The following is a 24,919-nucleotide window of genomic DNA, read 5'->3' as shown; positions in this document are numbered from 1 at the left end:
GTCGAGCTCTGGGTAGTTGGTCGACGACATCGTGTCGGCTCGCCAGGCCGATTGGTGTCGGGACCTGCGTGGGTGCAGGTTGGGCCGCTGTTCTCCGGGATCGTTTCGGTAGTGTTCGGGTCGTGTCGGGTAGCTGTGGGGAGACTGAGTTGTTGCTCCCGGCCCGGACGCGGTTGTTGCATATCGGGCCGATGAAGACGGGGACGACGGCCGTGCAGGCCGCGGCCAGTGGACGGCGGAAGCAGCTGCTGGCCCATGGTGTCCGTTATCCGGGGCGCTCGTTCAACCAGGTGCGTCAGATCGGCGGCCTGATTGGTTGGAGTGTTGATGTGTGGCGGCGGACGGGACGACTGGGTCCGGATCTTCTCGACGTGGAGGCCAGTGGGGTTCCGGATCGTCGACTGTGGAACGAGCTGCGCGCCGAAATCGACGCCGACACGCAGCGCCGGGTGTTCATCACCCACGAGTTCGTCAGCCAGGTCGACGACACGACGGCCGCCCGGATCGTCGAGGCGGTCGGTGAGCCGGTGCACATCTGTATCACGGTGCGGGCCCCGGCGCGGATTGTTCCGTCGTTGTGGGCCCAAGGGATGCGAGATGATGCGCAGACTGAGCCTTTCGAGGATTGGCTGCGGCGGTTCTTCGGCCGGGACGTGGAGCAGCCGGCCTCGGGCCGGTTCCAGCGTGCCTATGACCATGGCGACCTTGTGCAGCGGTGGGCCCGACTTGTGGGTTCGCAGAACGTGACAGTGATTGTCGTGGACCCGTCGCAGCCCACGCTGATGACGGGTGCGTTCGAGCAGATGCTCGGGCTTCCCGACGGCATGTTGCAGTGGCGGACCAGTAACCGGGCACTGACCGCTGTCGAGGCGGAGTTGTTCCGCACCGCCAACGCTGAGCTGCGCGATCGAGGTGCCGACTGGCGCACCTTTTTCGAACTGGTCCGGAAGGGAGCTGTCCGGCTCGGCCCGGAGCGTCGCGAAGTCGGTCCGGACGAGCGCCGCGTGACACTGCCGCCCTGGGCTGCAGAAATCGTCACGGCGGACGGCCAGCGGTTCGCCCGGGCGATTCGACAGTCCGGGGTCCGGGTGGTCGGCGATCTGGACACGCTGGCCGTAGCCCCGGAGACCGCCGAGTGGCATGATATCGAGCAGATCCCGGTGGCGATCGCGGCTAATGCGCTGGCTGGTGCTGTCCTGGCGGGCCAACTGCAACGAGACAAGTTCCAGGCTCAGCTCAATTCTGCGTCCGCGAGGGTAGCGAAGCTGCACGCCGAGTTAATGACGGAGCGGTCGAAGACACTGAACGAGTTCGCCGCCACCATCCCGTCCAGCCAACGTGCCGATGAAGTTGCAGCAGCCTTCACCAGCCACGAGTTGGCCGCCGCGTTGAAGCATCGCCTCCTCGTCCGGCTACGCCACGGCCGCACCCACTCCGTCCCTGGCCGGCCACCCTTCCGACACACCAGGAACACCTGATCCGGCGCAGGCCACAACGCCTGCGATCAACGCGCTTGGTTAACGCTCGGGTCAGGATCTCGGGGCCTAGTTCCGGCCTACCGACTGGCCTGCCGCAACCGGCGTTTTCCCCGCCGGACCAGTTCGGTGATGAGCACTGAGGCTCTGGCGTAACCGAGCAGCATGGTCCGGGTGGCCGGGGATTTGACGGCTGCGGCCGCTTCGATCAGCGCCGTCAGCCCGCTGACCATGGTGGGGATGGAGATCGTGGTGGGGTCGTCGAAGGCGGCGTCAGCGGCGGCGTGATAGTCGGCGGGTGGCCGTAGCGTCGTCGGGTCGCCGTGGATCACCGCCCCGGCCTTGCACATGGTCGCGATGCGGGTGGCGGTCAGCTCCTGGACCCGTCCAAGGCCCAATCGGGTAGCGGTGGAATCCTGGGCGCGCACGGATCTACTGGGCCAGCCTTGGAAGCCCTGGTCCAACGGCTATCGGGCTGGCTCAGAGTCGACATCGAGAAGCTGCGAGCACCTGGCCGATGGCGTGCCGCGCGTTGTTCGCGTACGCCGGGTTGGTGTCCTTGAAGTGTCGCAACACGATCAGGGCTTGGGACAGCACGCGCCCGCGTCCGCGGAGCCATGTCGCGTGGTCCACGTCCAGCGCTGCACGGAACCCGCCGCGGACGTTCGCAGGTAGCAGGTACCAGGCGGGGAACAGGTCGCACGCCGGATCGCCGCGGCCGGACGTCTCGAAGTCGAGCACTGCAGTCAGCCGGCCTTCTGTCGACACGAGCAGGTTGCTCGGCATCAGGTCCGAGTGCACCCACACCTCGCACCCGTCGTACGGCGCAGCGAGGGACTCCTCCCACGAGGCCAGAGCTGCGCGAGTGTCGATCAGGCCGTCCAGCTGGCCGATTGCCTCCCGCGTCGACGAGTCCATCGAGTCCATCGGAGCGCGTGTCCGGCGCTCGCCCTGATAGGCCGGCGGCCGGTCCGGCAGGTCGATCCGCCGGAACGCGCCGACGAACGCTGCGAGGTCGATCGCCAGCCCATGCGGATCTACCAGTGCGCCGGGGGTGGGGTGCGTACCGGTGAGCCAGCGGTGGACAGACCATTCGCCCGGGAACGCGTCGGTAGGTGAGCCGATCGCCTCCACAGAAGGGATAGCCACAGGCAGGAACGGCGCGAGTGAGGAGAGTTTCGCCTGCTCCCGTCGGACTACGTCGACACCCGGCGACCAGAGCGACAGCCGTACGGACAGGTCGGAACCGAGACGGTAGATCGCATTGCACATTCCACCAGAGCCGACCGGCTCCAGCGGTAACCCGGCCCACTGCGGGAATTGAGAGTCCACCAGCTCTCGGACGAGCCGGATGTCGATGGTGGCCTGGTCAGCGCGGAGACTCACGGCCCTATTCGAACGATCGGGGCGTTCGCCGTCAACCCGGTTTCCGATCGCGTGAGCGACCCTCCATCCGTGAAGGCGATACGAGATCAAGTCGCAGAACGCCGCACCGTCAATGGCCCTGATGCCCGGTCACCGATGCGCTTCCGGCGAAGATGCCTGATCGTGATCTTGGTGTCCAGGGGAACTGGCAAATGGACGGACCCTTGTCCGATTTGTGGTGGACCGTGAGTTCCACGGCTCGGCGCTGGTTCGGCCCGGTGAGTGCTTTGATTTGAGTGTGTCGATGCCGGATCCTGCGTCTGTAATTACTGTGCCTGATTCGTTTCGGGAGATGCCTCGCTGGTGGAATGACCGGCGGGGTCGCGGATGGCTCGAGGTGTTGCCGTCGATGGTTTCGGATCAGTGTCGGCGCTGGGGTCTGGAGATCGACGGCTCTTCGCTGCACGGATCCAACGCGCTGGTGGTTCCGGTGCGGCGGGGACCGCAGGGGTACATGTTGCGGCTTGCCCCGCCGGGAGACGATGTTGATCAGGAGGCGGCAGCTCTGCGATTCTGGGACGGTCGCGGCACGGTCCGACTGTTCGATGTGGACCCGATTTCGCGGGCGATGTTGCTGGAGCGTCTTGATAGTTCCCGCAGTCTTCAATCCGAGCCCCTGGCCGCTGCTGTATCGGTGATTGCTCATCTCGTGGGTGAATTGGCAGTCCCGGCGCCATCGGATGTCTTGTCGACTGCGGCGATCGCTGCTAGTCACGTCGAGGCGTTCGAGCGGGACTGGTTGGCACTCGGCGGCCCGACGCCGCGACACCAACTGGATATCGCTCTTCGGCTCGCCGAAGAGCGAGCTGAAGCACCGGCGTCGAATCTTGCGGTCGATGGTGATCTTCACTGTGAGCAGGTTCTGGCGGGCGATCGTGCCCCGTGGCTGATCGTCGACCCAGTCCTCTGTCGAGGTGACCGCGAGTACGACTTCGCGAGAGTGTTGTGGGAACGATTGGATGAGTTGGGTGAGGACTCCGACATCGTCAAGCTGGTGGAGGCGTTCGTGCGGGCGTCGGAGGTCCCATCCGATCGGGCACGGTGCTGGATAGTGCTGCGTTCGATGTCATATCTGCTGTGGGGGATCCCAAGAGGTCTCACGTGGGATCCGCCGAAGTGCCAAAGGCTCCTGAACCTGTTTAGCTGATCCGAGCACCGACGACCGTCGAAGAGAGTCCTTTACGCCAGAGGCTCTGTATTGCTTTATGACTTCGCGGTGCCCGGTGATCGATCCCCTGCGGACACGGTCGTACGAGGCGGATCAGCAACGATGTCGTCATGTATGTGAATGCGCGAGCGATCATCGAGCGGCGGACGGCAGCGACCGATGGCGTCGAGATCCTGCTTCAGGTCCGCGACAAGCCCGGCCAGCGACGCCAACTGGAACTGCCTGGTGGCCAGGTCGAGCTGTTTGAGCCGCTGTTGGATGCCCTGCGCCGCGAGGTCAAGGAAGAGACTGGTCTTGACGTCGTCGACGCCGAGGGCACCGGTACCCGCTTGGTCGCTTCAGGGGAGCAGGCGACCGTGGAGTGCTTGCGTCCCTTCGCGGTGTATCAAACCGTGCAGGGTCCGGTCGATTCGATCGGTGTCTACTTCCGGTGTCGGGCCGATGGTGACCTGCGGCCGCAAGAAGGTGAGTCCGGCGGCGCCAGCTGGTTCAGGGTTGAGCGGGTTCGGTCGATGATCGATCGCGACCCAGAGCAGTTCAGCTGGGTCGACCGGGCCGGACTACTTCAATACCTCTCGTCATCGGCCACCAAGGAGGCAACTGCCCGGTAAGCGATCCTTGGGTTCTAGCGGTGATCGCAACACCCCGGGTCTTTCGAAATGAGAGGTGTGGTGTTGTGGATGCAGTTTTCTGTCCGGATGGTTCCGGAGATTCATCAGAGGTTCTGGGAAGCGATGGCCCATGGTGCGTTCTTCACCGTCGCTGTCGCTGTCGCTGACATCGGCGTCGACCGCCGAACCGGGTCGCGTTGGCTGGACCGCTACGGCGGTATCCGGCCGCGACGCGGCCGCAACCTGAAGGGCCGCTGCCTGACGTTCGCCGAACGGGAGGAGATCGCCCTGCGCCGGGCTCACGGTCAGGGTGTGCGACAGATCGCCGCCAGCGTGGGGGGCGTGTCAACGATCAGCCGGGAGTTGCGCCGCAACTGCGGCCGGGGCGGGTATCGGGCCAGCGACGCCCACGCCCGCGCCTACCATCGAGCCAGCCGCCCGAAGCACTCCAAGCTGGTCGACAATCCTCGGCTGCGGGAGCAGGTCCAGGCCGACCTGGAGAAGCGCTATTCACCGGAGCAGATCACCGGCAGGCTCCAGGCAGATTTTCCCGACGACCCGCAGATGCGGGTCTGTCCCGAAACTATCTACCAGTCGCTGTATCAACCTGAGCGGCATGCGCTGAAACGGCAACTGACACGGCGGTTGCGGACCGGCCGCACCATCCGACGGCCATGTCGCAAGGTCGGTCAACGCAAGAACCGGATCCCGAACATGATCAACATCTCCCAGCGGCCCACGGCCGCCGACGACCGCACGATGATTGGTCACCTCGAGGGCGATTTGATCATTGGCCGCCGCAACGCATCCGCGGTCGGGACGCTGGTCGACAGGCGCACGAATTACACGATCTTGGTGCACCTGCCCGACGGCTACAAACCCGAACAGCTCCAGTCGGCGTTGACCCGCAAGATCAACCAGCTGCCGAAGGGGCTGCGCCGATCACTGACCTGGGACCAAGGACCCGAGATGCGGGACTGGGAACAAGTCGCTGCCGCGGCTGGGATCGCCATCTACTTCGCCGATCCACATTCGCCCTGGCAGCGGCCCGTTAACGAAAACACCAACGGGCTGCTCCGGCAATACCTGCCCAAAGGCAGCGACCTGTCGGTGCACAACGAAGCCGACCTCGACGCGATCGCCGCCGAACTCAACGACCGGCCCCGCAAACGACTCGGCTACCGTAAACCAACCGAGGAAATCCGGTCACTGTTGCGATGACCGCCAGAATCCGCCGAACGGCTTACGGGCGTGCACTCTGCAGTACGGGTGCGCCGACCGGCTGGTCGTGCGAGTGTGCGCCTATGCCTGCGCTATCGAGTGCCGAGCCATCGGCTGAAGCAGTCCAAGCTTTGGTGATTGTTGATATCCAGACCGCATTCGTCACTGGCGACGAAGCGGCTCCGGCCAGTGAACAGCTCCTGGTGAATCTGAACGATTTGCTGGATCGCGCCAGGCAGTCCGGTGCGCTCGTGGTGCATCTGCAGAATGATGGTCCGTCTAGTGCCGTTGATGAACCTGGCACGGCAGGGTGGGAGCTCTACTTCCAAGCGGCAGAGTCGCCTCGTGAGGTCGTGATTCGCAAGCTCAAAGACGATGGCTTCGACGGGACCAGGCTGGACGAGGTGTTGCGGCAACACGGCGTCGATCGTGTCTGTGTGGTCGGCGTCATGTCAGAGATGTGTGTGCTGGCGACCGCGCGCGCTGCGCTTGAACGGAAGTTCGGGGTCGTCATGCCACATGACGGGCACGCGACGTTCGATATCGGACCGGCTCCAGGAGCAATGGAAGGCGTGCCCGCGGCACTGGCTTCGCGAGTCGCAGAATGGGCCTTGGGCGATGAAGTCGAGATCATCGCGTACACGACCGACGTTCAGTTCGATCCAGTCAGCCGATGAAAACCAGCCCGGTGAAGGATCCTCCTGTGGGACAGAACATGATCATGGTCCGACCCGGCCATCGTTGACATCCGCAAACCGACCGGCATACGGGCAGCGTCAGGACCGCTCGTTCGACGCCGCAGGCGGTACGTCGGGCCCGACTTCAGCTTGGTGCAGGCGTTCTAGGACCTGGTCGGCGGTTTGCGCTGTAGTCATCTGGCTGGTGTCGAGCCAGAGGCCGACGCGAGGAGTACGTTCCACCGCGTCTTTGAGAACTTCCGGGGTGAGGGTGGCGGTGTAGCCGCCTCCGGGGCGTTGGTTGTACCTGTCCCAGATCGCTTCGACCGAAGGATTGAGCATGACGAAGTGAATCAACCGCGCGGGGTGGGCGCTGATCGCAGATTCGATGAACCGGTGGGCTTCCTCCGCGAAGAGGTTGTCGCTGATGATCGCGTCGAAGCCAGCATCGCGGTAGAGGTTGGCGACGGCCAACGCAGCCTGAAATCTCAACCGCAGTTGATCAAGCGCTCCGGCTGGCGGCGGGATGTCCATCGTGATCGATCCGGTGATGATCAGGCGCTGGATGAAGTCGCCATCTATGTGAATCGCTCGGTGCCGTCGGGCTGCGACCTCGCGTCCAATCGTGGTCTTGCCTGCAGCCGTGGGACCAGAGATGACGATGAGCAGGCCGACGCGAGATCGGTCGTCGGTCGTTGGGTGGGACATGGGACGCGATTCTGCCCCATCCGAAATATTCGGGCCTTCCGAAATCCTCCGCAGGCGGCCCACTGATGGATCGTTTGTGGGGAGGGCTTGCTGGGTGAAATATGTTGCCGGAAGGGCGATGTGCTGGACAGACTGAGCGGGTGCTGCCGTTCGAGACATCACGCCTGATGCTGCGCGACCCGCGGATCACAGATCTCCAGCCGCTCACTGAAATGTGGACCGACGCCGCGGTCGCCCAGTTCATGGACGACTACGGTCCGCGGGATCCGGCCGGTGTACAGCAATGGCTCACCCAGATCGTCCGAGCCCTTGAAGACTGTCCGGAGAGCAATCCGAGCTCGGTGCAGTTGACGCTAGCCCGCAAGGACGACGCCGCCATCGTTGGCTGGCTCGGACTCGGCGCGAGCAGCCGAGGCGTGGCCGATTGGGATTTCGGGTATGCCGTGCATCCCGCGCATCGCGGGAACGGCTATGCGGCCGAGGCGTTGGCCGGAGCGGTCGACCGCTGCCGCCGGTGGTTCGGGATCGAAACCTTCTGGGGCGAGTGCCACCGGGCCAACGATGCCTCCGCACGAGTCATGACAGGGCGGGTTTCTCGGAGATCGCGTCGAGTGATGGCGGGAACCGGCGGTTCGTGTTGGGATCGTCCACAGCTCTGGCTTCTGCGTAGATCTCTTCTGGTACGGTCGCCGAGCCGCCGAGCTGCCCGGTGCACGATCCTCAACCGGCCAGACGAGCGGGTCGTCCGTCGGGTCGCCTAGGAGCGATTCGGCGCCGGGTTGGGTATGAGTCAGCATGATCGGCAGGGGCAATCTGGTACTGTAACGACCATTGGTGTATTTCTGCACCCAAAATCAGGGGCCTCGGATGGCTTTCCCCAGTGAACCGTCCTACTCTCAGCGGCGCGAGGACGAAACGCGAGCATGGCTCGGTTTGACGCCGATCTCTGGGATATGTGGCGAGAAGATTGGCCCGTTTCATTGTGTGCTACCGCTCGGTCACGAGGGCCGTCATCGGACGATGACCCCGGAACAGAAAAGCGCCTTTCTCGCCGGAGCCCGTCATTGCACGCTCGCACGTGAGAAAGCGGAGGAGCGAGAGCTAACCGCGTACCGCCTGCAGTGGTTCACCGGCGAGGCGGGTCCAGCGGGTAGCGCTGACGAGCGAGCCGTCGCTGCGATGCGCGACCACACGCTGCATCCGGAGGCCGCTGACCAGGAAGCCGCACAGCGCGCGGCCGTGGAAACCCACGACGCCGAATGCGTGTGTGAGCACTGCGAGTTCAACAACTTTGTTGATGGCGACGAGGCCGCGTCTATATGCGGCGTCAAACCGGGGACGATCCGAGTCTGGTGCAACCGAGGCAAGCTCTCCGTGCACCACTACAGGAAGTTCCCGGCCGGTCCTCAGGGCGGTGGCGTGCAGGCGTTCGCCCTCTACAAGCTGGATGACGTCCTAGCGATCGCGGACAAGATCAACCCCAGCTGATCGCCCTGTACCGGCGCGCAGCCGTCGATCAACTCGCACGTCGCAGCCGGCGCTAGACCGCTTGGCATCAAGCCGGATTGTTTGCTTTTCCGAAGGGAGGTAATACGTGCCTCCCTAGGTGACTCATGCCCAAAACCAGGTGCCAACCCAACGTCTATCCCACGAGTTCGAAACCCGAAGGCCCGCCGCGAGCGGGCCTTTTGCATGCCCGGATCCGGGCAGAAACGGATGCGACATGGCCCAGTCAGTGATGCAACTCCTCACGATGCTGACGGCTCACGGAGCACGGGACTCAGTTCTGATGATGATCATCCTCCTGGTCCTCGGGACTGCCGCCGTCATGGTGCTCTTTCGCGGCTTCGTACGCCTGCGGCCAGGCCAGCGGCAAGATGTGATCGCTCTTGTCAGGGCAATCCGGTGCCGCCGCGGTGATCGGTGATGACCGCCGGCGATAACGCTCGTTGCGCCAACTCAGGGGAGAAGTCTGCTCCAAACCATGTCAACTACTTGACATAAGGTCAATTATCGGCCAATCGATTAAACACAGATTGGCTAGGGACTTTATGCTTTAGACGCGGCGAGCTGGGACGCGATGTAGATCGGTAGGTATTCTACGAATTCTCTGTTTCGCTTGTGCCCATGAGACGTTTTGTAGCCGGATCGGTGAACGCCAGGCGTGGACAGCCGTAGCGGCACAGGATCTTGCCGACGGTGGAAATCGGCAGCCCCAGATGGTACGCGATCCGCGCCGGACCCCACCGCCGGGACAGCCGCAGCCCGAGGACCCGGTGTTCGACCCGGACCGAGTCTTGCGGGGCGACCGACGTGGCCGTGAGGAGCGGTCCTCCAACCGATCAGCAGGATCAGCCGGTAATGGTCGGCCCACCGCTTGGGTCGTCACCCCGACACCGAACCGCTCAGCAGCTCGCCTCAACGGCCACCCCTCATCCACAACAAGCCGAGCCAATCGCTGGCGTCCAGTCGGGAGTCAGAACAGCGTTAACGTGAGACACGAAGACCTCCGGTGTGTGAGACGTAATTGCTTGGTCGCTTCACACCTCACCCGGAGGTCTTCGTCACCGTCCAGTCGGCACACTGTACCTAACGACCGTGGTCAGAACAGCTAGGCGTCGGCGGCTGCGGTCCCGAAGCTGGGTTCAGTCGATGGTGATGACGAGTTTCCCGCGGCCAGACTCGGGGTGGGTCTCCCACTCGGTCAGCGCCGCGATAGCCTCGTCCAGGGGCACGGTCTGCTCGATCGGGATCTGTAGCTTGCCCTGCGCGGCGAGGTCGAGGACTTCGGCGAGATCGTCGGGGTCGTTCTTGGTGACCTGGACCTTGTAGCCGCCGGGCAGGGCGGCGCGGGCGAACTTGGCCGGGCTGGGCAGGATGTCCACGAACGTTCCGCCCTTCTTCAACATCACCTTGCCCTCGGAGTAGTCCAGCTTCCCCGAGGACTCCAGGATCACGTCGAACCGGCCGGCGAGGTCCTTGGGGTCGAAGTCGAAGCCGACCACGGTCTCCACGCCGATCGCTCGCGCGTCGTCTGCCGCGGATTCCCGGGCGCTGCCGGCCACCCTCGCACCATGGGCGAGTGCGATCGCTGAGCGTCCCACTGCGCCCAGGCACCCGGTGACGAAGACCGACTGGCCCGCGTTCAGGTGGCTGTTGCCGATGAGTGCCTGCAACGCGGTCCCGGCCGGCACCGGCAGTGTCGCGGCCTCCTCGAACGACAGCCCGGCGGGCTTGAGCGCGCAGGCCTTTTCCTCCAGGATCGCCAGCTCACCGTAGGCGCCGGAGGTCTTCATCCCTGCGCAGCCCACGACCTCGTCACCGACGCGGAAGCGGGTCACGCCGGTGCCGACTGCCTCGACCACTCCGACCAAGTCGTGACCCAGTCCGCGGGGGAAGGATTTGCCCGTCATCGCCTTCAGTGCGCCCCTGCGGATCCCCGCGTCCATCGGGTTCAACGCTGCCGCACGTACTCGCACCAGCACCTCCCCCTTGTCCGGCGCCGGAACGTCGAACTCCTCCAGGCGCATCACCTCCGGGCCGCCGTACTCGTGGTACTGGATCCGCTTCGCCGGGCCTGTGGTGGTCATGGTGTCTCCTCGATCGTATTCTCAACGATGTCATGTGATGACATCACTATAGCACTTCGAATGTCATTGAATGACATCACCTACGCTGGTGCCATGGCACGATGGCAACCCGGAGCCCGGGCGCGGCTGAGCGAGGCAGCCCTGGAGCTGTATGACGAGCGAGGATTCGAGCAAACCATGGTCGCCGACATCGCCGAACGCGCCGGGGTCACCGCCAGGACGTTCTTTCGTCACTACGCCGACAAGCGTGAGGTCCTCTTCAGCGGTTGGTCCCTGCTTCAGGGAGCAACCGCCAGCGCGCTGAAGGAAGCATCGGCCGACGCCACAGCGATGGAACTCGTCCAGCTCGCCCTCGACGCCACCGCGCAACTCATCGGCGCCGACCAGGCCCGAGCCCGCCGGCGCCAGGCCATCATCGCCGCGACACCGGAACTCCGGGAACGCGAGTTGATCAAGTACGACGCTCTCGCCCACGACCTCGCCCAAGCCCTGCACGGCCACGGCATCGACCCCGTCGACGCCGCCCTCGCCGCCCACACCGGGCTCGCGATCTACCGCGTCGCCTTCGACCAATGGACCACCACCGGCAGCACGGACCACCCCGACGAGACCAGCGAGACCAGCGAGACCAGTGGCACCGGCGCGCTCACCGACCTCATCGCCGACGCGACCCGACGACATCAACGCCTCGCCGAAGGCAACCCGACGAGAGAACACCCGGGAATGACGCCCCCAGCAAGGCGAGCAGACTCCGACCAGGGAAGGAGTTCATAGTGGGAGCATCCAGGAACCGCCTGAGTGGCAGGGCTGCCGCGATCATGTCCGGCGCCCTCGCGGCCGCAGCCCTCACCGCAGCCGCCACCACAGTCGCCTGGCGAACGCATCGTCGACTACGTCGGCCCATGGAAAGCCCGTAGCCGATGCCGGATTCGTGCCGAAAACCGCGCACGTCGACGAGGTCGAACTGAGCTACACCGAGGGCCCGGACAACGGGCCGGCGTTGGTCCTGCTGCACGCCCAGCACATGGACTGGTTCAGCTACAGCAGCGTCCTACCGGATCTGTCGAAGAGGTTCCATGTCTTCGACATCGACTACCCCGGCCACGGCACCACCACCGTCCCACCCAGCTACCCCATGACCGCGGACCGGATCGGCGCCGACCTCGCCACCTTCATCCAACAAGAGATCCGGGAAGCGGTCTTCGTGACCCGGCAATTCCTCCGGCGGCCTCCTCACCGCATGGATAGCCGCCCACCGCCGTGACCTCGTCCGCGCGATCGTGCTCGAGGACCCGCCGCTGTTCTCCGCCGAGTACGCGCATCACGACCACCATCGCCGACCGGTCCTTCACCACCTGCGCCCAAGCCGTCCACGATGGCCTGACCAGCGACGACTCACCCACCAACTCGACAACCAGACCGACCCTGACCCCGCGCTGGACTAACTCCGCAGCCACCTGAGCCGTGCCGCTGACGAGCTCGGCCGATCGGCCAGACTGCATCGACGGGCCCAGCGGCCCGACCCGGCTCGCACACGTGCGGTCATCCTGACCTCCGCCGCCGCGTTCCTATCGATCCACGGTGCGAGCCGAGCCGGGCGGGTCGGACAAGCTGTCCTGCTGGCGGAGCTGATGCGGCTCACTACAGCAATCGCGCGAGCCGCCGAAGCCGCTGGCGACGCACGACGTGCATCCGCTCTGCTCAGCCTGAAGACTCAGCAGCTGGAGCAGGCATATGTGGCTGTCCGGTCTCTCGGCGTCGTCCGAGGATCTCTCTCCTACCTCCAGGGCCGGAGTGGCTCCGGTGCTGCAGCCGGAACTGGGACGGATCCAGCGACAGTTGCAGGCGCAGCGCGGCAGTGGATCCCGACATGCTGGCGGTGTGCCATCAGCTCGGAACCGAAATCGTACCCTGGATGTCCGGGTCCGAGATACCAGGCGCGGGGATCAGAGTCGATAATTGGCGCTCGGCGCAGTTGCGGCCGTCAGGGCGTTCATTCGTTCATCTAGTAAAGACGTCAGACACAAGGAAAGATTCGCAGGTCTTGGTTCCTCATAATTCACATGGCCGCGGAATTTAGAGCTCGTTCTCGCTGTCGGCTTCGGATCTTCTGCCTGCGCGGCTCCGCCAATGCCGGCGCAGCGCTCGGGTCGTATTGCGTTTGGACCACACTAGCCAAATAACGCCGAGGACAATCGAGAACATGCCGGCAATGATTATTGCGGGGAACATCCGAATCTCCCGTCTATTTGGGCCCTTATAGGAGGTCTGTGGGTCCCGCCGGACCACTTCTGCGTGCCCGGTGGGCTTGGCTCCTCTGGTCGCGCGTAGAGGTGCGGCACCTTGAGGCGGCCTCGGATCGCACGTTCCCTCTAGTGCTGCTCGTTGTGAAGCGCGTCCGCCGATTGGTGGTTCGGTGTGTGTTCGGTGGGCGCTTGTTGGTTGGGAGCTTCTTGGGGGTAGGTCCGGTTGGTGTGGATTCGTTGTCCGATGATGCCGATAAGGGCGGCTGCGGCTGCGGCTCCGGCGACGGCTAGGACTGGGTTGCCGGTGATGTGTGATCCGATGGTTCCGATGGTGGTGTACAGGGCGGCCCAGAGGCCGCAGCCGATCAGGTCGCCGACGAGGAATGCTCTCCGTGTGGCGTTTGTGAGGCCCAGTGTGATGATCATTGGGGCGCGGGCGCCTGGAATGAGGCGTGCCAGCGACATTCCCAGAACTGGGCCGCGGCCGATCGTTTGTAGTGCTTTGGTGACCCGGTCACCGGCGGCTTTGCGGTGTATCCATCTGGTGAGTGTCCCGGCGATACGCCCGGTCGCGGTGAAGAGGATGGTGTCACCGAGGCAGGATGCTGCCCAGGCGACGAAGAACACCAGGATGGTTCCCCAACCACTGAGGCCGTGCCATGCCAGTGCCCCGGCGACGACTTCGCCAGTCGGCACGAAAGGCACCGCAGACGCGGCTACGAGAAACACAGCCAGCAGTGCGAGTTTGACCATGGTCCGCGATCCTGTCGTTGAGCAAATTGTGGGAAGGATCTGCCGGAACCGTCATCTCTGACAGTTCCGGCAGACTCGCGTTAGCTGGCAGCCGCGCCTTCCTCTGGATTGTGGAGGCGGGAGGAGATGGAGTCGGTGAGTTCGCGTTCCACCTTCCGTAGTCGCTCGACACGGGCTGCGGCGTCGAGTCGTTGTTGTTCGGCGTCGGCGAGTATTCGCTCGGCTTCGGCGCGTGCGAGCTGGGTCACGCGATCGGCTGTTTTCTGGGTGTCCAGGAGCAGGTTGTATTCGTATTGGCGTAGTTGGTCGGCTCCGGACCCGTCCGGCATGGCCGCTGGTTTGAGGTGGTCTTGGTTGAGGAACTGCTCGCGGACTTCTTGGAGTTGGCGGTGCAGCCCGCCGATCATTGCGTCCAACTGGTGGCCGATCGCGTCGATTCGAGCGGCAACGAGTTCAGTGGTCTCGCGGCCGGCGACGTGTCGGGCTTTGGCCTGTTGCTGAGCCGCCGTGAGTACGTCGAGTGCCGCCATGGAGGTTCGCTCGTCCGGGTCGTCCAGCTGAGCGGCATCCCACTCGGTGGAGCGGATCGCTGGGTCTTGGTCGCGCTGGGACCCGTTCGAGCCGGGCCTGTTCTGTTCGGCCGGGCTTTGTTCGGTCCTGTTGACCGTGTGGTCATCCTCACCGGGTGCGTTGACCGTCGGGACAACCATGCCGTTCTGGTCGGCATTGTTGAGGACTGGCACGGGTGTAGACGAGTAGTTGCTGGAAGCAGCGCGGGTCGGTGTAGCGACCTGCGCATGATTGATGGCATGTTCGGGCGAGCCTGTCCTGGCCGTTCTTTCGCCGCCGCTGGTAGTGGCGATTTCGAGGTCGGCGCCGGATCCTTCGATGGTGGTCGCTAGTGCCTGTTCCCTGATGAACAGCAGGAGGACGAAGGCTGCCAGGAGTAGCGGTACGAGGTAGAGGAAGATCGGGGTCAGTGCATCGTTGTATGCACCAACGATGATGTCCTGGATCCGCTGGGGTAGCTGCTTGACCAGGGCTGGGGTGAGCGAGTTGGTGTCGGATCCGCTCACACCATGCATGGCCTGGGCCGGAAGCCGTTCCGACAGCAGGTCCGTGAGTCGGCTGGTGAAGATGCTGCCGACCACGGCAGAGCCGAGCGTGGCCCCGATCTGGCGGAAGAAGTTGTTCGCTGCTGTCGCGGTGCCAACCTCGCGGGCGGGGAAGGTGTTCTGAACGATCAGGATCAGGTTCTGCATGCCGATACCGAGCCCGGCACCAAGGATGAAGAGGTAGGCCAGCAGCACCCAGGTGCGGGTGTCCACGGTCAGTGTGGACAGGAGGAAGACGCCGGCGGCGGCGACGACCATGCTCAGCAACGGCGCCCACTTGTAGCGACCGGTCCGGGAAACGATCTGCCCGGAAACGATCGAGGTGATCAGCAGCCCTGCAACCATCGGGATCAGCATCAAACCGGATTTGGTGGCACTGGCCCCGGTCGACATCTGCAGATAGGTAGGCATGTAGCCGATCGCGCCGAACATCGCAATGGCCATGACGAGCGCTGCGATGGTGGTGAGGTTGAAGTTCCGCGCTTTGAACAGATGAAGCGGAATGATCGGCTCGGCCGCAAAATGCTCGACGATCACGAAGACCGCGCCAATGACCAGAGCTGTCCCGAACAAGCCCAGGATCTGCCAGGAGTCCCAGTCGTATTTGTTGCCACCCCAGGATGTCGCCAAGATCAGCGCGCTGGTGGCCACCGCCATGGTGAGGATGCCGAGAATGTCGATCTTGGGCTGCTGGTGGTGTTTGGGCAGTTTCAGGAAGAACGCGGCGAACGAGATGGCCACTACGCCGAGTGGAACATTCAGCCAAAAGCCGACTCTCCATGACAAGCTCTCGGTGAACCAGCCCCCCAGCAATGGGCCGATGACCGACGACAGTCCGAAAACTGCCCCCATCACACCCATATAGCGGCCCCGCTGACGGGCAGGGACGACGTCGGCGATGATCGCTTGGGCCAGCAGCATCAGGCCACCACCTCCGAGACCCTGCACCGACCGACCGATGATGAGTACGGTCATGTCCTGGGCCAAGGCGCCGACCAGAGAGCCGGCAACGAAGATGCTGAGGGCGACAATCAGTAGGCTCTTGCGGCCAATCAGATCGCCGAGCTTGCCGTAAATCGGCATCATAATCGTGGCGGCTAGCAGATAGGCCGTGGTCACCCACAGCATCTGATCCACGCCATGAAGGTCACCGACGATCGTCGGTAACGCAGTAGAGAAGATCGTCTGGTCCAACGACGCTAAGAACATCGCCACAAGCAGCCCCGCGAAGATCGGGATCAAGTGGCGTCCGGAGCGTTCCGGCGCGGCGGTTGGCGTGGCGCTTGTGGCAGTTAGTTCGGTAGCAGACACAGTCAGGCTTCCTTGATCCGGGTGAGAAGGGTGAGCAGATCCGCGGTGACCTGTCGGGGAGTTGTGAGCGGGTCTTCGGCCCAAAGTTGCATCGTGTAGCGGGCAACACCCCACCAGAGGTTGACGATCAGGCGCGCCTCACGCCGAAGATCACCATCGATCTCAGCAGCTTCTGAGACCCGGCGATGTGCGCGGAGGCGGGCTTCGACAATTTCGGCGAGTTCGGAGTCTTTGGCGGCGATCCGTTCGGCTTGGACACGCATCAACTGCTGATTGCCGCGGATGATCTCGCGCCGGTCTTGCCACAGCTGCGGATCCAACTCGTCTCGTTGTTCGAGCACGTGCGTCATCATCCGCACGAGGTCGGTGAGGACATCGCTCTCAGGGTGATGCACGAACGCTTCCGCGGCTGCAGCGTCGGGCCTATCCGGGGGCGGGCCCAGAAGCGCTGTGTCCTTCGATCTGAAGTAGTTGAAGAACGTGCGTTGGGAGATCGTGCACTCCTCGCAGATCATCTCGACCGTGACGTCCTGGTAGCCGTGCTTCAGTACAAGGTCGACCGCTTTCCGCTCGATCGTCGACCTGAGGAGTTCTCGTTTCTTCTCCCGCAGACCAGTGGCCACATCAATCACATCTCTTCACCTAGGTCGCAACCCCACGACGGTCGCGACGTCGGAGCGGTGCAACGCTGCACCACCGCCGACGCCAGTAACACCTTAGTGCAGCCACTGCATAAATTTACAGGATGCAAAGATGTGACGCTAAACACACAGGATCTCGCGGTTTGTGAGGTGAGCATGTGTTGACATATGTCAACTCTCGATTAGAGTTGACAATAGTCAACTCGTCGAAGGAAGTCAATCTATGAGCACGTCAGTCGCTGCTGAGGCGGCACCGCCGAGCAGCCAGCGAGGAGTCATCTTCGCGATCTCCGGCCTTATCATTGGGATGTTCGCCGCGATCGCGTCGAGCACGATCATCTCGCCGGCGTTGCCGAGGATCGTTGCCGATCTCGGTGGCAGTGAAGACATCCTGACCTGGGCAATCACCGCGAGTCTGCTCACCTCGAGCATCGCTACCCCGATCTGGGGCAAACTGTCGGACCTGTTGAACAGCAAGCTGCTGGTTCAACTAGGCCTCGGGTTCTTCGTCACCGGCTCAGTGCTCGCCGGCTTCGCCAACGACCCCAGCTGGCTGATCGTCGGCCGTGCCATTCAGGGCATGGGCGTGGGTGCGATGAACACGCTCGTGATGGTCATCATCGCCGGAATCGTCTCGCCGCGGGAACGCGGCAAATACATGGGCATCATCTCGGGGATCATGGGTGTTGCTCAGGTCGGCGGCCCATTGCTAGGTGGTGTGATCACCGATGGCATCGGCTGGCAGTGGACCTTCTGGCTATTCGCCCCGCTGGTCGTTATCGCGATCATCGTCATTCAGCTCACCCTTCGGCTGCCCAAGCGGCCGCCGCGGCCAGTCAAGATCGACTTGCTAGGGGCCGCTCTGATCGCGATCGGTGTCGCAACGCTCACGCTGTGGATCACGTTCGCCGGTGACAAGTACGACTGGTGGTCGTGGCAGACCGCAGCGATGCTCGGTGGTGTCATCGCGGCTTTCGGCTTGTTCGTTCTCAACGAGTTCAAGGCGGCTGAGCCGATCATCCCGATGCGGCTGTTCATGAATCGCACCTTCACGCTGGCGGTCGTCGGATCGATTGGCCTCGGTGTCGCCATGTTCGGCGCCTCAGTCTTCCTGAGCCAGTACATGCAGTACGCCCGCGGCGCCACCCCGACACAAGCGGGGCTGATGACACTGCCGATGGTCGTCGGTCAGTTGATCGGCGGCATGCTGATCGGCAACCTGATCAGCCGCATCGGCAAATGGAAAAGGTTCGTCGTGAGCGGGACCGCAATCTTCGTCGCCGGGCTGGCGCTGATGGGAACCGTGAGTTACAACACGAGTTTTGTCCTGGTTTCCGTCTACATGCTGATGCTCGGACTTGGCATCGGTTCAGTCATGCAGAACCTGGTCATGGTGGTCCAGAACTCTGTTGAAGCGAAGAACTTGGGCGCGGCGAGCGCCGGTGTGACCTTCTTCCGCAGCCTCGGTGGTGCCGTCGGTGTCACCGCGCTTGGAGCAGTACTCGGAGCTCGAGTGCCCCACCTCATCGAGACCAACCTGAAGAAGGTCGATCTCAGCCAGCTCTCCCCGACCCAACTCCAGACCACCAAGGAGCAACTGACTAGCGGCGGATTCCCTGATCTCGACAAGCTGCCCGACGTTATCCGGATCGCGATCGAAAGCGCCTACGGCAGCGGAACCGCGGAGATCTTCCTTTGCGCCGTCCCGCTCGGCATCCTCGCCCTTCTGGCTGTCATCTTCTTGCCGAACAGGAGCCTGTCCCGACAGACCGCCAGCGAGCAACTTGCCAAAGAGTCCCAGAAGGCCGTCGTGGACCTGGCCGAAGCGATCACCTCGAACGACTCATCAGAAGCGACCACCGCTGAACTTGTCCTCGAGGGCGCTACTTCTGGGATATCGCAGGGAGGTCAGTCATCGACTGACGCCAAAGCCCGCACAGCGGTGGACGAGGGCGCCGGTGGCGCCGAGGCATCAAGATGAGCAACGCGCTCGCTGCATCCACGCGGCCCGACGATTTGCCGAAGCAAGCTGACGTGCCGGAACTGTCTGACGGGAACATTCACTCCCTCGGATCCGTTCTGGTGCGCGAGCCCGAGGTCGCTGACCATGCTCATGCTCTTCGGTCAGTTGAGGATGGGATCGGTCAGCTCGTTCTCACCATGCGAGCCCGCTGGAGAGAACTCGCACATCAGCTTCACCCCGCGCTGCAGCCGATCGGCTTTCGGATCATTCTCGTCCTCTACGGCCGGGGCCCACAGCGCGCCAAAGACCTTGCTGAGTACATCGGAAGCGACAGGAGTGTTGTCAGCCGACAACTCGCCCAACTCGAAAAGTTCGGATTGATCGAACGTCACGTCGACCCGAACGACGGCCGCATCATCCACATGGCAATCACCGCCGCGACCCAAGGGCAGCTGCAGCACCTCGAAGCAAGCGACGGCGCCGACTACCGGCGCCGATTGTCTGGATGGTCTGTCGAACGGCTCCGCAACTTTGCCGGCATGCTGCGTGACTTCAGCGCTGCAAGTGATGAATGAATCTCAATAACCCCTACCTCGAATACACAAATACCTCGACTACATAGACACACGGCCTTGGGTCCGATAGGCCCACGGCACACGAGAACACGTTAGAGAGCGCAGACAAGATGACCACCGCCGTTCAAGCAGCTGTCCTACACGGAAAGAACGAGCCTTTCCTTTTTGAAGACCTCACCCTCGACGAGATCAGACCCGACGAGATCCTTGTCAGGATCGCTGCCGTGGGTCTGTGTCACACCGACCTCGTCGCGCAACAGCGCGGCGTCACCTTTCCACAAGTCGTCGGTCACGAAGGAGCAGGTGTCATCCAAGAGGTCGGCAGCGCCGTGGCCGGACTGGTAGTCGGCGACAACGTCGCACTCTCGTTCACCTCATGTGGGCGCTGCCACAACTGTCTGGCAGGCCGCGGGGCCTACTGCATCCACTTCGGCGCATTGAACGTCGGAGGGACTCGTCCGGACGGCAGCACAACGCTCATCGATAGCAGCGGAGCGCCTGTCCACGGGAATTTCTTCGGCCAGTCCTCCTTCGCCACCCATGCGATCGCCACCGCCGCCAACGCCGTGAAGCTGCCCGACGGCGCGCCGGTAGACATCTCGGGGCCGCTCGGCTGCGGTATCCAGACAGGCGCCGGCACCGTCCTCAACTCGCTCGCAGTCCCAGCCGGGGCGTCGATCGTGATCTCCGGCACCGGCGCTGTGGGCCTATCCGGCATCATGGGCGCGAAGATCGCCGGCGCGACCACCATCATCGCTGTCGACCTTGTGGACGGACGACTCGAATTCGCAAAGACTCTCGGCGCAACCCACATAATCAACTCAAAGAACGAAGACCTGGCAAAACAGGTCATCCAGATCACCGGGGGCGGGGCCGACTACGCGTTCGACACTACTGGGGCCGCCGAAGTCATCGAGTCCCTTGTCAAGGCGACGACCTATGGCGCCAAAATCGCGCTCGTCGGAGCCAGCAAGCCGGGCTCGACCATTCCGCTGGCTCTCGTATCCGCATCCGGCCGCACTGTCATCGGTGCGATCGAAGGAGATGCCGTCCCGCAAAACTTCATCCCCCAACTCCTAGATCTGCACCGGGCTGGGCAGTTCCCCTTCGATCGACTCATCACGAGCTACCCCTTCGAACAACTCAATCAGGCGATCAGCGACACCGCGACAGGCAAGACCGTGAAAGCCCTTCTCGTTATGCCGAAGTAGCTCGCTATTCGGGTCGAGAATTCCGGTTACGTTCGAGATCGATCCGGCCCACCTCCCGTGTTTCGCCGCTGCCGTTCGGCCCGACGGTGGCTCGGGCAAGTCTCTGGACCAGTCGATCCACGCTTGAAGGCCTGACGATGGAACGAGATCAGGAAGAGCCTCCCAACTACACACATGACCTCAGCCTCTCCGGGCAGCATCCCATGACTCAATCTCATGAATTCCTCGAAACGCGGTAAAACACATTACCTATAAAGCAACTAAGCAAAAGGAATGACTATGTTGACAGATACAAAGATTTATGCAACCACTCGGACATACCGGACCACGAATCCGGCCACCGGCGAGACACTCAAGACCTATGACGTTGAGACTTCCGGAGGGGCTGAGGACAAGCTGGCGAAGGCACACGCAGCACACAAGGACTGGGAGAGGACACCGGTCGAGGAGCGCGTCCGACTCTTCCGCGTATTCGCGGATCTCTTTGAGAGTAAAGCTGAGGATTTCGCCCGACAGGTGACCTTGGAAATGGGCAAACCGATCGGCGCGTCCCGCAGCGAGACCACCATGGTGCCAGCGATGTTCCGATACTACGCCGATAATGGCCCGACGATGCTAGCCGAGACGCATGGGATGATCCAGGGCCCGGCAGGACCAAAAGCGACGATCACCCGCAAGGAAGCGCTGGGAGTGGTGCTCGGCATCGAACCGTGGAACGCTCCGCTGTACCAGGCCATGCGCGCTGCGGCACCCAACCTCTTCCTAGGCAACACGGTGCTACTCAAGCCCGCAGAGATCTGCGCCGGCTCGACCCTGATGTTTGATGAAGTCTTTGCGCAGGCGGGCTTCCCATACGGCGCATATCAGACGGTCTTGGCTTCGATCGATCAGATCTCCACTTATATCGCCGATCCGCGAATCCGGGCCGTGACCCTGACCGGATCAGATCGCGCAGGCGCCGCCGTCGGCGCGCAGGCCGGTAAGCACATTAAGCCGGCGGTGCTCGAGTTGGGCGGCTCAGACGCCTTCATCGTCTTGCCTACCGCAGACGTCACCACCGCAGCCCGCTACGCCGCGCAATGCCGTCTTGTTCTCGGTGGACAGGTCTGCATGTCGCCGAAGCGCGTAATTCTGGTCGGCCACGACGTGGCGGAAAAGTTCATTCCTATCTATAACGAGGTCTTCGAGTCCACGGAAGTGGGTGACGGTTTCGACACGAAGGTGACTGTCGGCCCGTTGTCCAGTCAAGAGGCGGTCGATCAGCTCCAGGCTCAGTACGAGGACGCCGTAACCAAGGGCGCCACGGTGTTGGTACCTGGCGGCAAGCAAGATGGCCCGGGAGCCTTCTTCAGGCCCGCCGTCATCGCCGACATCCCCGCAGACGCCCGCCTGTCCACCGAGGAGGCCTTCGGGCCGCTTGGCCTGATCCACGTGGTGGACACTGTCGAGGAGGCGATTGAGTTCGCCAACTCCTCCGTGTACGGCCTCGGGGGCACGGTCTTCGGCGAGTCTGAGGAGGCTTTTGAGGTCGCCAGCCGCCTCGACACCGGCGTGACGGGGATCAACACTTTCGCCGGCGCTCCGATCGAGATCGGCTTCGGCGGCACGAAACGTTCGGGTCTCGGCCGAGAACTAGGTCCCCACGGCATGGACCCCTTCTCGAACGTGCGCTCCTACGTCATCGGCTAACCGGTCGAATCGTGAGTACGTCGACGAGGCGGTCACATCGAGACTGCCCTGGCGTGTCATCACTGGGGCAAACTGAGATGGTGACTCAGCATGCGTCTGCACCAACAGGGACCGACGATGACGCGATCAGTGGCGGTGAGACCCAGCGACATGCGGCAGCGCTTCGGTCGGTTGAGGATGGGATCGGTCAGCTCGTTCTCACCATGCGAGCCCGCTGGAGAGAACTCGCACATCAGCTTCACCCCGCGCTGCAGCCGATCGGCTTTCGGATCATTCTCGTCCTCTACGGCCGGGGCCCACAGCGCGCCAAAGACCTTGCTGAGTACATCGGAAGCGACAGGAGTGTTGTCAGCCGACAACTCGCCCAACTCGAAAAGTTCGGATTGATCGAACGTCACGTCGACCCGAACGACGGCCGCATCATCCACATGGCAATCACCGAGAAAACTCTCGCCCGACTCCGCAGAATGGAAACCGGAGCCGACAGCCCCCGCTGGCAGCAACTGTCCACGTGGTCGACCGAACGACTCCAAGACTTCGCTGAATTGCTCGCCGACTTCAGCCGCCTCGGTGACGACTGATGAGTTTCACAAGATTGGCGGGCCAGATCACAGTTCGAAGGGGTTCACCCGAAAGTTCCGCTGCCTTGTCAGACAGGTAAATCATTGACTGAGGAGAAAACGATGAGAATAATCGAGACCGCCACATGGCGCATTAAGCAAGCCGATCACAACAAGTTCTTGCAAGTTGCAGTGCATGGGCCCTTCGGCGACGACACCAACGGTTTAGGTTGGCAGGCCAACCACCCCGAAGCCATCTACTACTCGAAGACCAGAAACTTCTGCCGGAAGATCGAGAACAGCGACGAAGAAGAATGGATCTTCATCGACGAATACGACAGTGTTGAGGCGTACACGAAGAGTCACGAGCATCTGTACGGCGCAGAACAATATCAAGAAATGCAAACAGAAGGATACAAACGCACCATGGAGTTAATGGTGCCCGGATCCCTTACAGGCCACATGGTTTGGGAGGAAGTACCAGGCACCAACTTGGAATTCAAAGACCACCGACTAAAAAATTGGGAATAGCACGGCAGCAGCCGGGCAGCCGCCAAAGCGCCCATTCTGACAGGTCCGGATGGCCCGCCCGGTAACCGTGTGCTCCCGCAAGGTTGTCCGCCGGGCCCATCATGCAGTGCCGACTTCAGGGAGTGCTGGGTCGTCGTCGATCAGCCGCCGGGCCAGGGCCTGCAGCGCGGTGCGGAACTCCGTGTCATGATCACCGCCCCAGTCGGAGAGTTGGTCAGCCAACCAGGAGTGGAACTCATCGGTCAGTTTGCCCATCTCCCCACGTCCGGATTCGGTGATCGCGTACGAGGTCTCGTCGCCGCCGAGGTAGCCTGCGGCCACCGTCGCGGAGAACGCTGGTGCCAAGACCGGCGCTGGCACCCGATAACGGCGGGCGATCGGCGCGAGTGCGGTGTCGCCGTCAATTCGTTGCCGGAGTGCCACTTGGCCGACGCACCATGCCGTCGCGGTGTCCAGGGATGTGCCGGAGCGCTCGCTGATCTGGCGCAGTTGTTCCGGCGGGGCGCCGCGGACGACCCGGACGATGGCCCGCTGCAGCGCCAGCACGTTGTCGGCATTCTCCGGGATCGCGAAGCCTTCGCCGACGTCACTTGCGGCGGCCCGGGCGGTGCCGCGTAGCGGCACCTCGCGCAGGATCAGCGAGATCACCAGCGCCAGCAGCGCGACCGGGACGGCGTACAGGAAGACCCGTTGGATCGTCTCCGCGTAGGCGTTGACGATCGGCGTCCGCTGCGCCAACGGCAACGCGTGGATCGCCGCCGGCGAGCCGATCGCGGCCGGATCATGGATCTGCGCCTGCACCAGGGCCCGGGCCAGCCGTCCGCCGAGTTCGTTGACGTAGATGGTGCCGAAGATCGACGCACCGAAAGAACTGCCGAGCGTTCTGAAGAAGGTCACCCCGGAGGTCGCCACACCAAGATCGCGGAACTCGGCCGTGTTCTGCACGATCAGGGTCAGGATCTGCATGCACAGACCGATGCCGATCCCCAGTACGAACAGGTAGAGCGAGAATGTCCAGGTCCCGGTCTGTGCGTCGATGGTCGACAACAGGAACAAGCCGCCCGCCATGATCAACGATCCGAGGATCGGAAAGATCTTGTACCGACCGGTCCGGCTGACGATGGTGCCGGCTGCGATCGAGGTGCCCAGCAGGCCGACCACCATCGGCAGCGTACGGACCCCGGACCCGGTCGCGGAGACTCCTTGCACGTATTGCAGATAGGTCGGCAGGAACGTCATCGCTCCCAGCATCGCGAATCCGACGATGAAGGACAACACGACGCTGACGCTGAAAACCTGGCCGCGGAACAGGCGCAGCGGCAAGATCGGATCGACGGCCCGCGATTCGAACCAGACGAACAACAACAATGCCACGAACGCGCCGGCGAACATCGCGATGATCGTCACCGAGTCCCAAGCGTACTGTGACCCGCCCCAGCTGACCGCAAG

The 24,919-nt window shown here is 63.1% G+C and carries 23 protein-coding genes and 1 pseudogene; 15 read left to right on the top strand and 9 right to left on the bottom strand.

What is annotated here, in order from left to right; genetic code table 11:
* Positions 1-122 precede the first annotated feature (122 nt).
* Positions 123-1,478 (top strand): hypothetical protein, encoded by a 1,356-nt coding sequence (locus IEY07_RS23680; protein ID WP_188898600.1) that lies wholly within the window; start codon positions 123-125, stop codon positions 1,476-1,478.
* Positions 1,479-1,555: 77 nt separating this feature from the next.
* On the opposite strand, the gene IEY07_RS23675 is transcribed toward IEY07_RS23680, so the two are convergent.
* On the bottom strand, positions 1,556-1,903 hold the full coding sequence (locus IEY07_RS23675) for a hypothetical protein (RefSeq protein WP_188898598.1): 348 nt from the start codon (positions 1,901-1,903) through the stop codon (positions 1,556-1,558).
* Positions 1,904-1,955: 52 nt separating this feature from the next.
* Positions 1,956-2,861: an aminoglycoside phosphotransferase family protein gene (locus tag IEY07_RS23670; protein ID WP_188898596.1), complete on the bottom strand. Its 906-nt coding sequence runs from the start codon at positions 2,859-2,861 to the stop codon at positions 1,956-1,958.
* A gap of 388 nt (positions 2,862-3,249) precedes the next feature.
* Here IEY07_RS23670 and IEY07_RS23665 point away from each other — a divergent pair, with 388 nt between their 5' ends.
* The 4 genes from IEY07_RS23665 (at position 3,250) to IEY07_RS23650 (ending at position 6,577) form a co-directional block, all read left to right on the top strand.
* The gene (locus IEY07_RS23665; protein ID WP_229670609.1) at positions 3,250-4,047 is read left to right on the top strand and encodes an aminoglycoside phosphotransferase family protein; all 798 of its coding nucleotides are present in this window, start codon (positions 3,250-3,252) and stop codon (positions 4,045-4,047) included.
* A gap of 131 nt (positions 4,048-4,178) precedes the next feature.
* Positions 4,179-4,679: an NUDIX hydrolase gene (locus IEY07_RS23660; protein ID WP_188898594.1), complete on the top strand. Its 501-nt coding sequence runs from the start codon at positions 4,179-4,181 to the stop codon at positions 4,677-4,679.
* A 48-nt stretch (positions 4,680-4,727) separates the two neighbouring features.
* Entirely contained in the window at positions 4,728-5,900 is a 1,173-nt protein-coding gene (locus tag IEY07_RS23655; protein ID WP_444543333.1) for an IS30 family transposase, read from the top strand.
* A gap of 83 nt (positions 5,901-5,983) precedes the next feature.
* The gene (locus tag IEY07_RS23650) at positions 5,984-6,577 is read left to right on the top strand and encodes an isochorismatase family protein (RefSeq protein ID WP_188898592.1); all 594 of its coding nucleotides are present in this window, start codon (positions 5,984-5,986) and stop codon (positions 6,575-6,577) included.
* Between the two features lie 99 nt (positions 6,578-6,676).
* Here IEY07_RS23650 and IEY07_RS23645 read toward each other — a convergent pair whose 3' ends face one another.
* Entirely contained in the window at positions 6,677-7,348 is a 672-nt protein-coding gene (locus tag IEY07_RS23645; protein ID WP_188898590.1) for a P-loop nucleotide/nucleoside kinase family protein, read from the bottom strand.
* A gap of 77 nt (positions 7,349-7,425) precedes the next feature.
* On the opposite strand from IEY07_RS23645, the gene IEY07_RS23640 reads away from it, so the two are divergent.
* Both IEY07_RS23640 and IEY07_RS23635 read left to right on the top strand, forming a co-directional pair.
* Positions 7,426-8,046 (top strand): GNAT family N-acetyltransferase, encoded by a 621-nt coding sequence (locus tag IEY07_RS23640; RefSeq protein ID WP_188898588.1) that lies wholly within the window; start codon positions 7,426-7,428, stop codon positions 8,044-8,046.
* A gap of 106 nt (positions 8,047-8,152) precedes the next feature.
* Positions 8,153-8,773, top strand: a complete 621-nt coding sequence (locus IEY07_RS23635) for a hypothetical protein (protein ID WP_229670606.1) — start codon at positions 8,153-8,155, stop codon at positions 8,771-8,773.
* 650 nt (positions 8,774-9,423) lie between these two features.
* Here IEY07_RS23635 and IEY07_RS23630 read toward each other — a convergent pair.
* Positions 9,424-9,786, bottom strand: a pseudogene (locus IEY07_RS23630) (leucine zipper domain-containing protein); the annotation flags it as partial.
* A 144-nt stretch (positions 9,787-9,930) separates the two neighbouring features.
* A complete protein-coding gene (locus IEY07_RS23625) occupies positions 9,931-10,875 on the bottom strand; it encodes an NADP-dependent oxidoreductase (RefSeq protein ID WP_188898582.1) in 945 nt (314 codons plus the stop codon).
* A 93-nt stretch (positions 10,876-10,968) separates the two neighbouring features.
* Between IEY07_RS23625 and IEY07_RS23620 the strand changes: the two genes are divergently transcribed.
* Positions 10,969-11,649 (top strand): TetR family transcriptional regulator, encoded by a 681-nt coding sequence (locus tag IEY07_RS23620; RefSeq protein WP_188898580.1) that lies wholly within the window; start codon positions 10,969-10,971, stop codon positions 11,647-11,649.
* Positions 11,650-11,806: 157 nt separating this feature from the next.
* Positions 11,807-12,139 carry an alpha/beta fold hydrolase gene (locus IEY07_RS23615; protein WP_188898578.1) on the top strand — a complete coding sequence of 111 codons (333 nt, stop codon included), beginning with the start codon at positions 11,807-11,809 and terminating at the stop codon, positions 12,137-12,139.
* 1,108 nt (positions 12,140-13,247) lie between these two features.
* On the opposite strand, the gene IEY07_RS23610 is transcribed toward IEY07_RS23615, so the two are convergent.
* The 3 genes from IEY07_RS23610 to IEY07_RS23600 form a co-directional block, all read right to left on the bottom strand.
* The gene (locus tag IEY07_RS23610; RefSeq protein ID WP_188898576.1) at positions 13,248-13,874 is read right to left on the bottom strand and encodes a DedA family protein; all 627 of its coding nucleotides are present in this window, start codon (positions 13,872-13,874) and stop codon (positions 13,248-13,250) included.
* 80 nt (positions 13,875-13,954) lie between these two features.
* Positions 13,955-16,300 carry a DHA2 family efflux MFS transporter permease subunit gene (locus IEY07_RS23605; RefSeq protein ID WP_188898574.1) on the bottom strand — a complete coding sequence of 782 codons (2,346 nt, stop codon included), beginning with the start codon at positions 16,298-16,300 and terminating at the stop codon, positions 13,955-13,957.
* Positions 16,301-16,302: 2 nt separating this feature from the next.
* Positions 16,303-16,932, bottom strand: a complete 630-nt coding sequence (locus IEY07_RS23600; RefSeq protein ID WP_188898571.1) for a TetR/AcrR family transcriptional regulator — start codon at positions 16,930-16,932, stop codon at positions 16,303-16,305.
* 232 nt (positions 16,933-17,164) lie between these two features.
* On the opposite strand from IEY07_RS23600, the gene IEY07_RS23595 reads away from it, so the two are divergent.
* The 6 genes from IEY07_RS23595 to IEY07_RS23570 all read left to right on the top strand — a co-directional run bounded on the left by IEY07_RS23595 (position 17,165) and on the right by IEY07_RS23570 (position 23,470).
* The gene (locus tag IEY07_RS23595; RefSeq protein ID WP_188898569.1) at positions 17,165-18,922 is read left to right on the top strand and encodes an MDR family MFS transporter; all 1,758 of its coding nucleotides are present in this window, start codon (positions 17,165-17,167) and stop codon (positions 18,920-18,922) included.
* Positions 18,919-19,479 carry a MarR family winged helix-turn-helix transcriptional regulator gene (locus IEY07_RS23590; protein WP_188898567.1) on the top strand — a complete coding sequence of 187 codons (561 nt, stop codon included), beginning with the start codon at positions 18,919-18,921 and terminating at the stop codon, positions 19,477-19,479. The genes IEY07_RS23595 and IEY07_RS23590 overlap by 4 nt, the downstream gene beginning before the upstream one ends.
* Positions 19,480-19,589: 110 nt before the next feature.
* Positions 19,590-20,690, top strand: coding sequence for an NAD(P)-dependent alcohol dehydrogenase (locus IEY07_RS23585; protein WP_188898565.1), 1,101 nt, complete (start codon positions 19,590-19,592; stop codon positions 20,688-20,690).
* 279 nt (positions 20,691-20,969) lie between these two features.
* Positions 20,970-22,379: an aldehyde dehydrogenase family protein gene (locus tag IEY07_RS23580; RefSeq protein ID WP_188898563.1), complete on the top strand. Its 1,410-nt coding sequence runs from the start codon at positions 20,970-20,972 to the stop codon at positions 22,377-22,379.
* An 80-nt stretch (positions 22,380-22,459) separates the two neighbouring features.
* Positions 22,460-22,960: a MarR family winged helix-turn-helix transcriptional regulator gene (locus IEY07_RS23575; RefSeq protein WP_188898561.1), complete on the top strand. Its 501-nt coding sequence runs from the start codon at positions 22,460-22,462 to the stop codon at positions 22,958-22,960.
* 102 nt (positions 22,961-23,062) lie between these two features.
* A complete protein-coding gene (locus tag IEY07_RS23570) occupies positions 23,063-23,470 on the top strand; it encodes a hypothetical protein (RefSeq protein WP_188898559.1) in 408 nt (135 codons plus the stop codon).
* Between the two features lie 99 nt (positions 23,471-23,569).
* On the opposite strand, the gene IEY07_RS23565 is transcribed toward IEY07_RS23570, so the two are convergent.
* Positions 23,570-24,919 (bottom strand): MFS transporter (locus IEY07_RS23565; RefSeq protein ID WP_188898557.1); only part of this gene is annotated, 1,350 nt, incomplete at its 5' end.

It is taken from the genome of Microlunatus endophyticus (assembly GCF_014646195.1).
GTDB lineage: Bacteria > Actinomycetota > Actinomycetes > Propionibacteriales > Propionibacteriaceae > Microlunatus > Microlunatus endophyticus.
This window is presented reverse-complemented; position numbering and strand designations above follow the sequence as displayed.

What these genes read in the sequence shown, in the direction of transcription:
- IEY07_RS23585 (WP_188898565.1), top strand. Translation starts at nt 19,590, where the DNA reads ATGACCACCGCCGTTCAAGCAGCTGTCCTACACGGAAAGAACGAGCCT.
- IEY07_RS23665 (WP_229670609.1), top strand. Translation starts at nt 3,250, where the DNA reads ATGGTTTCGGATCAGTGTCGGCGCTGGGGTCTGGAGATCGACGGCTCT.
- IEY07_RS23650 (WP_188898592.1), top strand. Translation starts at nt 5,984, where the DNA reads ATGCCTGCGCTATCGAGTGCCGAGCCATCGGCTGAAGCAGTCCAAGCT.
- IEY07_RS23620 (WP_188898580.1), top strand. Translation starts at nt 10,969, where the DNA reads ATGGCACGATGGCAACCCGGAGCCCGGGCGCGGCTGAGCGAGGCAGCC.
- IEY07_RS23635 (WP_229670606.1), top strand. Translation starts at nt 8,153, where the DNA reads ATGGCTTTCCCCAGTGAACCGTCCTACTCTCAGCGGCGCGAGGACGAA.
- IEY07_RS23660 (WP_188898594.1), top strand. Translation starts at nt 4,179, where the DNA reads ATGTATGTGAATGCGCGAGCGATCATCGAGCGGCGGACGGCAGCGACC.
- IEY07_RS23595 (WP_188898569.1), top strand. Translation starts at nt 17,165, where the DNA reads ATGAGCACGTCAGTCGCTGCTGAGGCGGCACCGCCGAGCAGCCAGCGA.
- IEY07_RS23655 (WP_444543333.1), top strand. Translation starts at nt 4,728, where the DNA reads ATGAGAGGTGTGGTGTTGTGGATGCAGTTTTCTGTCCGGATGGTTCCG.
- IEY07_RS23590 (WP_188898567.1), top strand. Translation starts at nt 18,919, where the DNA reads ATGAGCAACGCGCTCGCTGCATCCACGCGGCCCGACGATTTGCCGAAG.
- IEY07_RS23625 (WP_188898582.1), bottom strand. Translation starts at nt 10,875, where the DNA reads ATGACCACCACAGGCCCGGCGAAGCGGATCCAGTACCACGAGTACGGC.
- IEY07_RS23580 (WP_188898563.1), top strand. Translation starts at nt 20,970, where the DNA reads ATGTTGACAGATACAAAGATTTATGCAACCACTCGGACATACCGGACC.
- IEY07_RS23610 (WP_188898576.1), bottom strand. Translation starts at nt 13,874, where the DNA reads ATGGTCAAACTCGCACTGCTGGCTGTGTTTCTCGTAGCCGCGTCTGCG.
- IEY07_RS23570 (WP_188898559.1), top strand. Translation starts at nt 23,063, where the DNA reads ATGAGAATAATCGAGACCGCCACATGGCGCATTAAGCAAGCCGATCAC.